This is a genomic window from Streptomyces kunmingensis (genome assembly GCF_039533535.1).
GTDB lineage: Bacteria > Actinomycetota > Actinomycetes > Streptomycetales > Streptomycetaceae > Streptomyces > Streptomyces kunmingensis.
In genome coordinates this window covers 219,799-232,304 of sequence record NZ_BAAATS010000019.1, presented here as the reverse complement: position 1 = coordinate 232,304, position 12,506 = coordinate 219,799, and the positions used below count along the sequence as shown (strand labels likewise).

Here is a 12,506-nt window from a genome sequence, read left to right as displayed (position 1 = left end):
AAGATGTCCGGCCGCCCCGCACCGCCCGCGCCGCCGCACCACGAGCGCGACTGCTTCGTCGTCCTGCCCGACACCGATGCGGGCCGGGCGGCGGCCGGACCTCTTCTCCGCCGCGACGGTCACGGTCCCGGTGGGGTCCAGGTGTTCCGGTACCCGTCCGGGCGCCCCTGGCTGCTCGTCCGTACCCCGCTGCGCCGGGTCAGCGCCGCCACCGCCGGGCCGGACCGCGCCGTCGTACTCATCGGGCCCGACGCGATACCCGAAAGCGAGCTCGCCGCCGATCTGCGCGCCGCGCGCGACGACGCCGGGCTCCACGGCCGTCTGGCCCGCCGCCTCCCGGGCCTCCATCACGTCATATCCCGTACATCCCATACGGGGAAGGAGACTTGGGTACGCGGCACCGCCTCCGGACTGCGCCGGGTGTACGTCACCACCGGGTCCGGGCCCCGCCTGATCTCCGACCGGCCCGGCGTACTCGCCCGCCTCACCGGCGCCGCGCTCGACGAGGCGGCACTCGCCCTGCGCCTCCTCGACTTCCTGCCGCATCCGCTCGGCGCGCGGCCCGTGTGGCACGGCATCACCGAGACCAATCCGGCCTACGCACTCGTCCTGCGCGCCGACGGAACGTCCACGACCCGCCGCTGGTGGCATGCGCCCGGCGCCGAACTGCCGTTGAGCGAAGGGGCGTCACACCTCGCCGACGCGCTCGACCGCTCCGTCCGTGCTCATCTCGCGGGGCGGTCCCGCATCAGCTGCGAGCTCTCCGGCGGGCTCGACTCGACGTCCCTCACCTTCCTCGCCCGGCGCACGCAACCCGAACGGCTCGCCCTGCTGACCGTCGCCTCCCGGGAGCGCCACGCGGAGGACGAGACCTGGGCCCGCCACGCCGCCGAACTCGCCCGCGCCGAAACGGGACCTGATCCGGAATCCGGCCCGGCGAGGCTCACACACGACATCGTCCCCGCCGACGAGGCACCCCTCTTCTACGCGGGCGTCAGCACCCCCGCCGCCCCCGGCGACGCGCTCACCGACGAGCCGCTGCCCGTCGCGCCCGCCCGCGCCCGCGCCCGGCTGCTCCTCGCCCGCGCAGCGGCCGCCGGCTCCGAATGCCACCTCACCGGCTACGGCGGCGACGAACTCTTCATGGGCCTGCCCGCCGCCTCCGGCGACCTCTTCCCCCGCCACCCGCTAGCGGCCTGGAACCGGATCGGCGCCGTCCGCCATCAACTGGGCTGGCCCCTCGCCGCGACCACCCGCGCCCTGCTCACCCGGCCCTCGTTCGCCCGCTGGCTGGCCGGCGCCGTGACCGACGAGGCCGCGCCGACCGCCCGGACCCCGCAACTGTCCTGGGGCGTCCGGCAGACCCTGCCGCCCTGGCTGACCCCGGACGCGCGCGCCCTCGTACGCTCCGCGTTCCGCTCGGCGGCGGCCGAAGGGGCCGAACCGCTCGCCCCGCGCCCCGGCCGCCATCTCGACCTCGACACCGTCCACATCGGCGCCCGCCACTTCCAGGCCATGGAGACGTACGGGCTCGGCCTCGGGCTGCCCGTGGCCGCGCCCCTGTACGCCGACCACGTCATCGAGGCCACCCTCGCCGTACGCCTCGCGGACCGCATCGACCCCGCGCGCTACAAGCCGCTGCTCGCCGAGGCCGTCCGGGACACCGTGCCCGCGCCGCTGCTCGCCCGCACCACCAAGGACCACATGAACGGCGACCACACCCAGGGCCTCGTCCAACACGCGGACGAGCTGCGGGAGTTGTGGGACGCGGGCGCGTCCCGCCTGGCCGCCCTCGGCCTCGTGGACGTACGGCAGCTGGACGCGCTGGCCGCCGACCCGTACTCGCCGCTGCACACCCGGCACTCCATCGACTCGGCGGTCGCCTGCGAGATGTGGCTGCGCGCCGCCGCCCCCGCGCACAGAGAGGCCCTGACCCCGTGAGACTCAGAGACGGCATCGCGGTCACCAGTACCGACTTCGGCGGTGTACTGCTCGACCAACGCGCCGGTACCTACTGGCAGTTGAACGAATCCGGCACCGTCGTCGTCACCGCCCTCGCCGACGGGCTGGGAACGCAGGAAGCCGTCGAGCGGCTCGTCGCCGCCTTCGACGTGGACCGCGCCCAGGCCGAGGCCGACGTCGCCGAACTCACCCGGCAGCTCGTCGACGCCAGGATGGCCACCCCATGAGCACCGAGATGACCATGCCGGGACCGCGCACGAGGCCCGGTATGCGGGGCGGCTTGAAGGTGCGGGCCGCGGTCGGCGCCGCCCTGCTCGTCGCGCGGCTGCGCCCCGACCGGCTGCGGCGCCTGCTCACCCTCGTCGGGCGCGGCGCCCGCCCCGCCCCGTACGAGACCGCGCTCGCCGCCTACGAGTCGGTCGTCGCCACCAGCCGCCGCTGCGCCGGCTGGTACGGCTGCCTGCCGCGCTCGGTCGCGGTCGCGCTGCTGTGCCGCATGTCGGGCACCTGGCCCACCTGGCACGCGGGCGTCCGCGCCGCCCCACCGTTCGCCCCGCACGCCTGGGTACAGGCCGAGGACCGGATCGTGGGGGAGGGGGCACAGCCCGAGGAGTACCGGCCGCTGATCACGGTGCCGCCGCGCTCCGAGGGCTGACCGCACGACGAGTTGGCGGCCACGTAAACCGTGACCGCCTCAACTCGCTGCCGCACACCCCGGTTCCGACTGGTCAGGCGTTCTTGATCGCCGAGATGTCGAAGTTCAGCTTGATCTTGTCGGAGACGAGGACGCCGCCGGTCTCCAGCGCGGCGTTCCACGACAGGCCCCACGCGGAGCGCAGGATCTCGGCCTTGCCCTCGAACCCGGCGCGCTCGTTGCCGAACGGGTCCTTCGCGGAGCCGTTGTACTCCAGGTCGATGGTGAGCGGCTTGGTGGTGCCCAGGATCGACAGGTCACCCGTGATCCGGTAGTCGGTGCCGCCCAGCGACTCGACGGACGTCGAGCGGAACGTCATCGTCGGGAACTCGTCGATCTTGAAGAAGTCGGCGCTCTTGAGGTGGCCGTCGCGGTCGGCGTTGCCCGTGTCGATGCTGGCCATCTGCACGTCGAACGAGGCCGTGGACTTGGCCGGGTCCGCGCCGTCCAGGTGCAGCTCGCCGGTGAAGTCGGTGAACCCGCCCTTCACGTTCGTCACCATCGCGTGCCGGGCGACGAAGCCGAGGGTCGTGTGCGCCGGGTCGACGGTGTAGTCGCCGGTGACAGCGGCCAGGCCGGGGTCGACCACGGCGGGGGCGCCGGTGGTGGCAGCGGTCGCTGCGGTGGTGTCGGTCTCGTTCTTGCGGCCGAAGATGCCCATGACGTGCTCCTTGGGGACGGTCGGCACGGTGGGTGCCGACGGTTATGTTGAACGTTGAACCATCAACTGGATCCGACTGTAGCGCGATAATGTTCAACTTTCAACATCAAGCGCTACGTGTTCAAGCAATTACGCCGAGTAGATTACGCGTGCACTCTTCCGGACGCGCGTAGAACCGGGGACCATCTACCTGCTCCACCTGCACCAGGCGTCTCACCGTCAGCACGGTCAACAGCAGGAAGGGAATCCCCCCATGCGCATCCGCTCGGCGCTCACCGCGCTCGCGCTCGCCACCGGCGCACTCGTCGCCCCCGGTTTCGGTGTCCTCACCACCGCGACCGCCGCCTCCGCCGCCACGAAGATCAGTCACACCACCGCCACCTCGATGTTCAGCTCGGTCGGCGTCACCTGGTCGTCCTCCGGCGGCTGCTCGAACCGCAACAACAGCACCTGTACGTCCTTCGACCAGCTCAACCTGGCCACCGCCCAGGGCGCGCAGACCCTCAAGCGCGCCACCGGCTGCGCCCTCAACATCACCGGCGGCACCGAGACCGGCCACGCGAGCGGCACGTACTCGCACTGGAACGGATACAAGCTCGACTACGGCAAGAACACCTGCGTCACGAACTACATAAAGAACACCTTCACCTACATAGGGCTGCGCGGTGACGGCGCTCCCCAGTACAAGTCCGGCTCAGGCAACATCTACGCCGACGAGGGCAACCACTGGGACGTCCTCTACTACAACTGCGGCGGCTGCTAGGTACTTCGGCGGGCAGGGCTAGCGCGCGGCGAGGCGCTCCAGCAGTGCGGCGCCGCGCGCCAGCAACTCCCGTTCCTCGGCGGTGAGTTCAGCCTCGATGGCCTGGGCGAGCCAGCCCGCCCGGCGGCCGCGCTCCGTCTCGAGTGCGGCGCGCCCGGCGTCGGTGAGCTCCACCAGGGACTTCCGGCCGTCCGTCGGGTGGGGGCGGCGCGTGATCAGGCCCTGCTCCATCAGCAGGCCCACGGCGCGGGCCATCGACTGGGGGCGCACGCGCTGGTCCGTGGCGAGGTCACTGGTGGTCATGGCGCCGTCGCGGTCCAGGACGCCGAGCACGGCGACCTGCCCGAGCGGAATCCGGTCCTCGTGCTTCACGCGCCGCGTGAGCTTGCCCATCGCGGTACGCAGTTCGGCGGCGACGGCGGCGGATTCCGGGGTGGGCATACGGAACTTTAACCCGGCGGTTTCCGGCGGGACCGCGCGGCTGACCTGCGGGGCCCGGGTGAACAGCACAACTGAACAGCGCAACTGAACAGCTGAACTGAACAGCAGTGCTGTAGAGTTTTTCGCGTCGGGCTCAGCGCCAGCGTCGTCGCAGCCGGGGCCCGGCACGCGACGAGGCGAAGGAACACCCATGCCCGCATCGGTAGTCGACCCCACCATCCGTACCGTCACAGCCCGCGCCGTTCTCGACAGCCGGGGCAACCCCACCGTCGAGGTCGACGTCGTCCTCGCCGACGGATCCCTGGGCCGCGCCGCCGTCCCCTCCGGAGCCTCCACCGGCGCCCGGGAAGCCGTCGAACTGCGCGACGACGACCCCCGGCGCTGGCACGGCAAGGGCGTCGACCGCGCCGTGGCGCACGTGCGGGGCGAGATCGCGGCCGCCGTCACCGGGCGCGACGCCGACGACCAGGCGGGTCTCGACGCCGCCCTGGTCGCACTCGACGGCACGCCCGCCAAATCCCGGCTCGGCGCCAACGCGCTGCTCGGTGTCTCCCTCGCCGCCGCCAAGGCCGCCGCCACCGCGCACGGCCTGCCCCTGTACCGCTACCTCGGCGGCGCGGACGCCCGCGTCCTGCCCATGCCGATGATGAACATCGTCAACGGCGGCGCACACGCCGACAATCCGCTGGACTTCCAGGAGTTCATGATCGCGCCGGTCGGCGCGGCGACCTTCGCCGAGGCCGTCCGGATGGGCTCCGAGGTCTTCCACACCCTGCGCCGCGACCTGCTCGCCGCCGGTCACTCCACCGGCGTCGGCGACGAGGGCGGCTTCGCGCCCGCGCTGCGCACGGCCGAGGAAGCGCTCGACTTCGTCATGGCCGCCATCGAACGCACTGGGTACCGGCCGGGTACGGACATCGGGCTGATCATGGACCCGGCGTCCTCCGAGTTCTACCGCGACGGGCTGTACATGTACACCGGCGAAGGGGTCCGCCGCACCTCCGCCGAGCAGGTCGACTACCTGGCCAAGCTGATCGACTCCTACCCCGTGGTGTCCGTCGAGGACCCGATGGCGGAGACCGACCTCGACGGCTGGCGGGAGCTGACCGCCCGGGTGGGGGACCGCTGCCAGCTCACCGGCGACGACGTGTTCTGCACGAACGAGGCACTGGTCAGGGAGGGCATCAGGACGGGCGTCGGCAACGCGGTGCTGGTCAAGGTCAACCAGATCGGCACCCTGACCGAGGCGCTCGGCACGGTCGCGGCCGCCCGGCGGGCCGGCTGGGCCACGGTCATCTCGCACCGCTCGGGCGAGACGGAGGACACGACGATCGCGGACCTGGCGGTCGCCACGGGCTGCGGCCAGATCAAGACGGGTTCCCTCTCCCGCTCCGACCGCACGGCCAAGTACAACCAGCTGATCCGCATCGAGGAGGAACTGGGCGCGACCGCCGTCTACGCGGGGCGCCCCCACAGCGGAGTGTGACAGGACTCTCACGCCCCGCCTTTGTGCGACCTCTACAAGCGGGAGGGGCCCTGAGCAGTACCTTCGGCCGCATACGGACCAGGTTCTGTTCAGGGCTACCAGGAAAACGAGCCGGAGACTGTGCGAAGTCGACGGTCCGTTTTCCTTGGTCGGCTTCGTAAGGTCACTACATGACCGTTTTGGACGACACCGCCTCCGCACCTGGGGACGAGCCCACCGACGCCCGCGGGCGGGTGGCCGAGCTGCACGCGATCCGTGAGCAGGCCCTGCGCGGACCGAGCGACAAGGCGACCGCGGCCCAGCACGCCAAGGGCAAGCTGACGGCCCGCGAGCGGATCGAGCTGCTGCTCGACGAGGGATCGTTCAACGAGGTCGAGCAGCTGCGCCGGCACCGGGCGGTCGGGTTCGGCCTGGAGGCGAAGAAGCCGTACACGGACGGTGTGATCACCGGCTGGGGCACGGTCGAGGGCCGCACGGTCTTCGTCTACGCGCACGACTTCCGGATCTTCGGCGGCGCTTTGGGCGAGGCCCACGCCACGAAGATCCACAAGATCATGGACATGGCCATCGCGGCCGGTGCCCCGCTGGTCTCGCTGAACGACGGCGCGGGCGCCCGGATCCAGGAGGGCGTCTCGGCGCTCGCCGGCTATGGCGGCATCTTCCAGCGCAACACCAAGGCCTCGGGCGTCATCCCGCAGATCAGCGTGATGCTCGGCCCGTGCGCGGGCGGGGCGGCCTACAGCCCGGCGCTGACCGACTTCGTGTTCATGGTCCGTGAGACCTCGCAGATGTTCATCACCGGACCCGACGTGGTCAAGGCGGTGACCGGCGAGGAGATCACCCAGAACGGCCTGGGCGGCGCCGACGTGCACGCCGAGACGAGCGGCGTCTGCCACTTCGCCTACGACGACGAAGAGACCTGCATCGCCGAGGTCCGCTACCTCATCTCGCTGCTCCCGCAGAACAACCGCGAGAACCCGCCGACCGTCGCCTGCGACGACCCCGCGGACCGCCGCGGCGACGTCCTGCTCGACCTGGTCCCGGCCGACGGCAACCGCCCCTACGACATGACCAAGGTCATCGAGGAGCTCGTCGACGACGGCGACTACCTGGAGATCCACGAGCGCTGGGCCCGCAACATCATCTGCGCGCTCGCCCGCCTCGACGGCCAGGTCGTCGGCATCGTCGCCAACCAGCCGCAGGCCCTCGCCGGCGTCCTGGACATCGAGGCCAGCGAAAAGGCTGCCCGCTTCGTCCAGATGTGCGACGCTTTCAATATTCCCATCGTGACGCTCCTCGACGTCCCCGGCTTCCTTCCGGGTGTGGACCAGGAGCACGGCGGGATCATCCGGCACGGCGCCAAGCTGCTCTACGCGTACTGCAACGCCACCGTGCCGCGGATCTCGCTGATCCTGCGCAAGGCGTACGGAGGTGCCTACATCGTCATGGACTCCCAGTCCATCGGCGCCGACCTCACCTACGCCTGGCCGACCAACGAGATCGCCGTGATGGGCGCCGAGGGCGCGGCCAACGTGATCTTCCGCCGGCAGATCGCCGAGGCCGAGGACCCCGAGACCATGCGCGCCCGCATGGTCAAGGAGTACAAGTCCGAGCTGATGCACCCCTACTACGCGGCCGAGCGTGGCCTGGTCGACGACGTCATCGACCCCGCCGAGACCCGCGAGGTGCTCATCCGCTCCCTGGCGATGCTCCGTACCAAGCACGCCGACCTGCCCTCCCGCAAGCACGGCAACCCGCCGCAGTAGCGGCACCTAGTCGTAGGAGACCTGCCACATGTCCACGCCTGACATCCGTGTCGAGAAGGGCCACGCCGACCCCGAGGAGGTCGCGGCCATCACCGCGATCCTCCTGGCACGCGCCGCCTCCGCCCCGCAGGCCCCGGCCCACCGGGTCCGGCAGAACCGGGCCGGCTGGCGCCGCCTGGAGCGCGAGCCCGGCTTCCGCGCGCCGCACAGCTGGCGCTGAGCCCTCGCCGTACGTAACGAGGCCCCGCTCTCCTTCCGGGAGGGCGGGGCTCAGCCATGCGTGCCGCGGCATGTATTGCCACGGCATGTGTGCCGCAAATCACTCGGCTCGGTCCTGTCGGACCGAGCCGAATGCAGCCGAAGTCAGTCGAACTCCCCGTGCAGCGCACCGAGTTTGAACGCTTCCCACTCCCGGGAGGTGAAGCGCAGAACCAGGCCACGCGGGTCCGCGGGATTACGCATGGCCACTCCGCCGTCGCCGAGCGCGGCGACCTCCACAGGGCCGTTCACGGGGCTTCCCGGGGCGCTTCTCCATTGAACGCCGGAGAGGTCCAGGGAGTACAGCAGCTCCTTTTCCCGGTCGATACCGGAGGAGGGGCTGTCCTTAAGACGCATGCTCATAGAGGCAAAGCTCCCGAATTGACGCCTGCGACAAATGCTCGCCAGGCTGGGGATTCGAAGACGATCGCGCCGGATTCACGAGTTTTCGTGTCGCGGATCGCCCGCCGGTTCGACGAGAGTTCGGCGTGTTCGACACATCCGTTGGATGCGCCGCTGAAAGTGCTTTTGTGCCACACCGCTGACCTGATTTCGAGGAGTGTGGCGGTGGGGGCCAAAGTGGGGGGCATCACGACCCGCTTTCTTGCTTGATTCGGTCACTGATGTACCGGCGGGACTCTGCCGGCGAAAGCGCGGCAGCCGTCAGGTCGTCCCATGCCTTGGTGTACATCTCCACATCGGGGCGTTGCTCGAGGAGCGTGCCCCCGGTCATATGCTCCAGCCATGCCACCTGCACCTGAGGTTCTCCGCGCATGGTGAAGAGCGTGTACGGAGCGTACTGCGCTAGGGGCAGAGCTATGTCCAGGGGCAGGACCTGGATCGTGACATTGGGCAACTCACCCGTTTCCATCAGGGTTTCGAACTGCTCACGGATCAACGCCCGCGGCCCGGGGATCCGGTGCAGTGCGGGTGTGTCGATGACCACTCTCAGGCGGAATTCTGCTGTCCCGCTGAGCAGATCCTTGCGCTTCAGTCGAGTCTTCACAAGGGTATCGACCCGATCCGCTTCCGCTCCTGCGGTGAATATCGCACGCATATATGCCTCTGTCTGGAGCAGTCCCGGCAGCACGCACGGCTCGAAAGACCGTACGAGCGAGGAATCTGATTCCAAGGTCAAATAATCGCGCAAGTCGTCGCTGAGAAGCGGGCCTTGGCCGGACCACCAGTCGACCTGGTGGACATCCCTGGCCAACCGCTTGAGGTTGGCCCGCTGCTGCTCGTCCGTGACCTTGTACAGATTAAGCAGGGTCGTCAGGTCGAGCTGTCGGATACCGCGTTTTCCGGTCTCGATCTGACTTATTTTCGGCTGTCCGCACTCGAGTGCCAGGGCCGCGTCGTTGACCTTCAGACCGGCATCAGTGCGCAGTCGACGCAGCTCGGCACCGAGGCGGCGGCTGCGCATGGTGGGCATCTCGCTCTGGGACATGGCCACATGATGTCCCGCGCCTTCCGGCCACACAACTGTCATATGCCTGCCCCCCTGTGCCGGCACAGTACTTCCGCGTAATACTTGCCTAACGAATACTTTCGCTCCATGATGCTCGAGCAACGCCCTTTGCCTGCAAGCGAGTTGACCGCCACGCGACCCCCGGAGGGGTAATGCCGGACCAGCCAACGGACGAGATCGACCTGATCGATCGGCCGTGTGCGATCCGTATGGAGTACAGCCCGCATCGCCTGGAGCAGATCCGCCGGATCGTGGGCGCCCGCCTGCGCTGCTGGGGGCTGCAGAAGTTGGTGTACGACACCTCGTTCGTGGCGACGGAGTTGTGCAGCAATGTGCGGCACTGCGGCGACAACACGTTCGAGTTCGTCATCCGCCGTACCGAGGACGGCGTCCGCCTCGAGGTGGCGGACACGTCGCCGGAGCTCGTGGTCATCCCCACCGAGCCGCCGGACCTCTTCGCGACCGGAGGGCGCGGCCTGTACCTGGTCGCCGCCCAGGCCTCCGCTGTCGGTATGACCCCGACGCCCGCCGGAAAGGTCGTGTGGGCCGAGCTGTCGCTCGCGGACGTCGACACGGACGTGTCCGGCTGACGAAGCCGGAGCTCCCCAGGTCCCCCTGGGGGGACGGGACGCCACCGCCGCAGCTGTCCTTCGGGGCGGCAGCGACGGTGGCGTTGCCGTGTGTCTGTGCGTATGCATTCGAATCCTCTGCGTGGTCGTCCATGGGCGCGCTGATGTGGACGCTCCCCGGTGGACACAGGTGTGCCGGCTCGGTCGAGCCAGATGTCCGGTGGGTGCGTCCGCGCCGGGGGCCTGGGCGCGCCTTCCACGTAGAGCGGAAGGTGGTGAGGGGCTCCTCGGCGGCTGATGGGCCGCCAGGAGTTCCCTGGGGCGGTCGGAGCGCCCTTGGTGCGGGACGCCGCCGTGCCGGTCGGGGGGTGCGGTCCGCCATCGGTTGTGCGGTCCGCTCTCACCCAGCCCGCAGTGGGGCCATCGCATATGGTCCCGCCCCGGCCAGGGGAGCGCGAGTGCAAACGAAATCATTACAGCGGCAGGTATCCGGTTCCGGTCAGATGCACGGCCGGACATCTCGGGCGTAGTCAACCTTTAGCCAAAGGTGTTACTGCGCGTACGTGCAGGTGCGGAGGGACAACCCGCATGTGAGGGCTATGTGGAGGCGGTCGGGCAAGGGCCGCATCATCATGGCCGAGAGACGCGGCGTGTTCCGGGCCGTGAACACGCCCCTACGAGAACGACAACGCCCCGCCGGTATGTGCCAGCGGGGCGAAAGTACCGGGCGAACCGTGTTCCGGCTAGCGCAGGCGCGCCATCAGAGCGTGCTCGACCAAGGTGATGAGCGACGACTTGGCGTCGGCGCGGTGCCGGGCGTCCGTCGTGATGATCGGGGTGTCGGGCCCGATCTGCAGTGCCTCACGGACCTCGTCGGGTCCGTAGGGCTGGTTGCCGTCGAAGCCGTTGAGGGCGATGACGAACGGCAGGCCGGAGTTCTCGAAGTAGTCGACGGCCGGGAAGCAGTCGGCGAGGCGGCGCGTGTCCACGAGGACGACGGCGCCGATCGCGCCGCGCACCAGGTCGTCCCACATGAACCAGAAGCGGTCCTGGCCGGGCGTGCCGAACAGGTACAGGATCAGGTCCTGGTCGAGCGTGATGCGGCCGAAGTCCATGGCGACCGTCGTGGTCGTCTTGTCCCCGGTGTGGGTGAGGTCGTCGATGCCCGCGGACGCGGACGTCATGACGGCCTCGGTGCGCAGCGGGTTGATCTCCGACACGGCGCCCACGAAGGTCGTCTTGCCGACGCCGAACCCGCCGGCCACCACGATCTTCGCGGACGTGGTGGAACGACTTGGAGTTGCCGGCCCTCCGCTAGAGCTTGCGAAGTCCACTGAGCACCCTTTCGAGCAGTGTCACGTCTGGCTGGCCGCCGGCGCTCTCGTCGCCGCCGGGCTGATGGATGGCGACCAGGCCCGCTTCCGCCAAGTCGGCGACGAGAATCCTGGCCACGCCGAGGGGGATGGAGAGCAGGGCCGAGATCTCGGCCACCGACTTGATCTCTCGGCAGAGGTGGCAGATCCGCTGATGCTCGGGCAGTTGGCCCTGCAACTGGTGCGGCTGCGCGGTGGTGTGCACCAGCGCCTCGATGGCGAGCTGGTAGCGCGGCCTGGTGCGGCCGCCCGTCATGGCGTACGGGCGCACCAGGGGATTGTTCGCGGCGGCGGGCCTCGCGTCAGGACGCGGCTGCGGCTGCACAGGCTGGATCCGGGGCGCCGGCGGCTGGTCGTAGGGACCGGGCTGCCGGGTCGGCCGGGCGTGGCTCGGCGTGGAAGGGAAGTTGTACCGGTTCTGCGAGCCGTCACCCGCGCCTGGCTGGCCCTGACCCTGGACAGGGCCGTAGGGCGGCCAGTGGGCCGACGAACCGCTCGGGGGTGTTGCTGAACCAGACACGTACTCCTCCTCCGACTGCGCTGGGCACCATCACTGTGGAGCCGCGTCCCGAAACTTTACGGCCACGGGACGCGAAAACGCACCGTCCGTCTGTCAGTTGAGAAGGCTTCCCTGGAGCTCCGCACGCAGGTCGGGCGTGAGAACCGTGCCCGCGCGGTCGACAAGAAGTGCCATCTCGTACCCAACGAGACCAATGTCCGCCTCGGGGTGTGCAAGGACGGCAAGAGAAGAACCGTCGGAGATGGACATGATGAAGAGGAATCCCCGCTCCATCTCCACAACCGTCTGGTTCACCGCGCCGCCCTCGAAGATGCGGGACGCGCCCGCGGTCAGCGAGGTCAGTCCCGATGCGACGGCCGCCAGCTGGTCGGCACGGTCGCGGGGGAACCCTTCGGACATCGCCAGAAGGAGTCCGTCGGCGGAGACCACCACGGTGTGGGACACCCCGGGGGTGTTGTCCACGAAGTTCGTGATCAACCAGTTCAGGTTCTGTGCCGCCTGGCTCATCGGGCTCACACTAACGCTCCTGGAAGTAGGTGCTTCAG

16 protein-coding genes are annotated in these 12,506 nt (G+C 69.6%); 8 read left to right on the top strand and 8 right to left on the bottom strand.

Features of this window, described 5'->3' with window-relative positions; translation table 11 throughout:
* The first annotated feature begins 3 nt into the window (after positions 1-3).
* The 3 genes from ABD366_RS25410 to ABD366_RS25400 are packed head-to-tail and all read left to right on the top strand — an operon-like array spanning position 4 to position 2,617.
* On the top strand, positions 4-1,941 hold the full coding sequence (locus ABD366_RS25410; protein WP_324775268.1) for an asparagine synthase-related protein: 1,938 nt from the start codon (positions 4-6) through the stop codon (positions 1,939-1,941).
* Positions 1,938-2,189 (top strand): lasso peptide biosynthesis PqqD family chaperone, encoded by a 252-nt coding sequence (locus ABD366_RS25405; protein WP_324775266.1) that lies wholly within the window; start codon positions 1,938-1,940, stop codon positions 2,187-2,189. The genes ABD366_RS25410 and ABD366_RS25405 overlap by 4 nt, the downstream gene beginning before the upstream one ends.
* Positions 2,186-2,617, top strand: a complete 432-nt coding sequence (locus tag ABD366_RS25400) for a lasso peptide biosynthesis B2 protein (RefSeq protein ID WP_324775264.1) — start codon at positions 2,186-2,188, stop codon at positions 2,615-2,617. The genes ABD366_RS25405 and ABD366_RS25400 overlap by 4 nt, the downstream gene beginning before the upstream one ends.
* A gap of 73 nt (positions 2,618-2,690) precedes the next feature.
* On the opposite strand, the gene ABD366_RS25395 is transcribed toward ABD366_RS25400, so the two are convergent.
* A complete protein-coding gene (locus ABD366_RS25395) occupies positions 2,691-3,317 on the bottom strand; it encodes a YceI family protein (protein WP_324775262.1) in 627 nt (208 codons plus the stop codon).
* A 253-nt stretch (positions 3,318-3,570) separates the two neighbouring features.
* Here ABD366_RS25395 and ABD366_RS25390 point away from each other — a divergent pair, with 253 nt between their 5' ends.
* On the top strand, positions 3,571-4,080 hold the full coding sequence (locus tag ABD366_RS25390; protein WP_324775260.1) for a hypothetical protein: 510 nt from the start codon (positions 3,571-3,573) through the stop codon (positions 4,078-4,080).
* Between the two features lie 18 nt (positions 4,081-4,098).
* Here the strand turns inward: ABD366_RS25390 and ABD366_RS25385 are convergent, their stop codons facing one another.
* A complete protein-coding gene (locus tag ABD366_RS25385) occupies positions 4,099-4,521 on the bottom strand; it encodes a MarR family winged helix-turn-helix transcriptional regulator (RefSeq protein WP_324775258.1) in 423 nt (140 codons plus the stop codon).
* A 190-nt stretch (positions 4,522-4,711) separates the two neighbouring features.
* Here ABD366_RS25385 and eno point away from each other — a divergent pair, with 190 nt between their 5' ends.
* From eno to ABD366_RS25370, 3 genes are all read left to right on the top strand, one after another.
* Positions 4,712-6,007, top strand: coding sequence for a phosphopyruvate hydratase (eno, locus tag ABD366_RS25380; protein ID WP_324775256.1), 1,296 nt, complete (start codon positions 4,712-4,714; stop codon positions 6,005-6,007).
* Between the two features lie 170 nt (positions 6,008-6,177).
* The gene (locus tag ABD366_RS25375) at positions 6,178-7,773 is read left to right on the top strand and encodes an acyl-CoA carboxylase subunit beta (protein WP_324775254.1); all 1,596 of its coding nucleotides are present in this window, start codon (positions 6,178-6,180) and stop codon (positions 7,771-7,773) included.
* 28 nt (positions 7,774-7,801) lie between these two features.
* Positions 7,802-7,993 carry an acyl-CoA carboxylase subunit epsilon gene (locus ABD366_RS25370; RefSeq protein WP_324775252.1) on the top strand — a complete coding sequence of 64 codons (192 nt, stop codon included), beginning with the start codon at positions 7,802-7,804 and terminating at the stop codon, positions 7,991-7,993.
* A gap of 143 nt (positions 7,994-8,136) precedes the next feature.
* On the opposite strand, the gene ABD366_RS25365 is transcribed toward ABD366_RS25370, so the two are convergent.
* Genes ABD366_RS25365 through ABD366_RS25355 form a run of 3 tightly spaced genes read right to left on the bottom strand, consistent with a single transcriptional unit; the run spans position 8,137 to position 9,478 of the window.
* Entirely contained in the window at positions 8,137-8,394 is a 258-nt protein-coding gene (locus tag ABD366_RS25365; RefSeq protein WP_324775250.1) for a DUF397 domain-containing protein, read from the bottom strand.
* Positions 8,391-8,621, bottom strand: coding sequence for a DUF397 domain-containing protein (locus tag ABD366_RS25360; RefSeq protein WP_324775301.1), 231 nt, complete (start codon positions 8,619-8,621; stop codon positions 8,391-8,393). Before ABD366_RS25360 ends, ABD366_RS25365 begins: the two co-directional genes overlap by 4 nt.
* Complete coding sequence (locus ABD366_RS25355) at positions 8,621-9,478, bottom strand: helix-turn-helix domain-containing protein (RefSeq protein WP_324775248.1); 858 nt, start codon at positions 9,476-9,478, stop codon at positions 8,621-8,623. The genes ABD366_RS25360 and ABD366_RS25355 overlap by 1 nt, the downstream gene beginning before the upstream one ends.
* 173 nt (positions 9,479-9,651) lie before the next feature.
* On the opposite strand from ABD366_RS25355, the gene ABD366_RS25350 reads away from it, so the two are divergent.
* Positions 9,652-10,089: an ATP-binding protein gene (locus ABD366_RS25350; protein WP_324775246.1), complete on the top strand. Its 438-nt coding sequence runs from the start codon at positions 9,652-9,654 to the stop codon at positions 10,087-10,089.
* Positions 10,090-10,811: 722 nt separating this feature from the next.
* Here the strand turns inward: ABD366_RS25350 and ABD366_RS25345 are convergent.
* The 3 genes from ABD366_RS25345 to ABD366_RS25335 form a co-directional block, all read right to left on the bottom strand.
* The gene (locus ABD366_RS25345; RefSeq protein ID WP_324775244.1) at positions 10,812-11,402 is read right to left on the bottom strand and encodes a GTP-binding protein; all 591 of its coding nucleotides are present in this window, start codon (positions 11,400-11,402) and stop codon (positions 10,812-10,814) included.
* On the bottom strand, positions 11,383-11,961 hold the full coding sequence (locus ABD366_RS25340) for a DUF742 domain-containing protein (RefSeq protein WP_324775242.1): 579 nt from the start codon (positions 11,959-11,961) through the stop codon (positions 11,383-11,385). Before ABD366_RS25340 ends, ABD366_RS25345 begins: the two co-directional genes overlap by 20 nt.
* 93 nt (positions 11,962-12,054) lie before the next feature.
* Entirely contained in the window at positions 12,055-12,468 is a 414-nt protein-coding gene (locus ABD366_RS25335; RefSeq protein WP_026057603.1) for a roadblock/LC7 domain-containing protein, read from the bottom strand.
* Positions 12,469-12,506 lie beyond the last annotated feature (38 nt).

Coding starts and splice junctions, on each gene's coding strand:
- ABD366_RS25365 (WP_324775250.1), bottom strand. CDS start 8,394: ATGAGCATGCGTCTTAAGGACAGCCCCTCCTCCGGTATCGACCGGGAA.
- ABD366_RS25395 (WP_324775262.1), bottom strand. CDS start 3,317: ATGGGCATCTTCGGCCGCAAGAACGAGACCGACACCACCGCAGCGACC.
- ABD366_RS25410 (WP_324775268.1), top strand. CDS start 4: ATGTCCGGCCGCCCCGCACCGCCCGCGCCGCCGCACCACGAGCGCGAC.
- ABD366_RS25360 (WP_324775301.1), bottom strand. CDS start 8,621: ATGCCCCCCACTTTGGCCCCCACCGCCACACTCCTCGAAATCAGGTCA.
- ABD366_RS25355 (WP_324775248.1), bottom strand. CDS start 9,478: ATGTCCCAGAGCGAGATGCCCACCATGCGCAGCCGCCGCCTCGGTGCC.
- ABD366_RS25390 (WP_324775260.1), top strand. CDS start 3,571: ATGCGCATCCGCTCGGCGCTCACCGCGCTCGCGCTCGCCACCGGCGCA.
- ABD366_RS25375 (WP_324775254.1), top strand. CDS start 6,178: ATGACCGTTTTGGACGACACCGCCTCCGCACCTGGGGACGAGCCCACC.
- eno (WP_324775256.1), top strand. CDS start 4,712: ATGCCCGCATCGGTAGTCGACCCCACCATCCGTACCGTCACAGCCCGC.
- ABD366_RS25370 (WP_324775252.1), top strand. CDS start 7,802: ATGTCCACGCCTGACATCCGTGTCGAGAAGGGCCACGCCGACCCCGAG.
- ABD366_RS25350 (WP_324775246.1), top strand. CDS start 9,652: ATGCCGGACCAGCCAACGGACGAGATCGACCTGATCGATCGGCCGTGT.
- ABD366_RS25385 (WP_324775258.1), bottom strand. CDS start 4,521: ATGCCCACCCCGGAATCCGCCGCCGTCGCCGCCGAACTGCGTACCGCG.
- ABD366_RS25335 (WP_026057603.1), bottom strand. CDS start 12,468: ATGAGCCAGGCGGCACAGAACCTGAACTGGTTGATCACGAACTTCGTG.
- ABD366_RS25400 (WP_324775264.1), top strand. CDS start 2,186: ATGAGCACCGAGATGACCATGCCGGGACCGCGCACGAGGCCCGGTATG.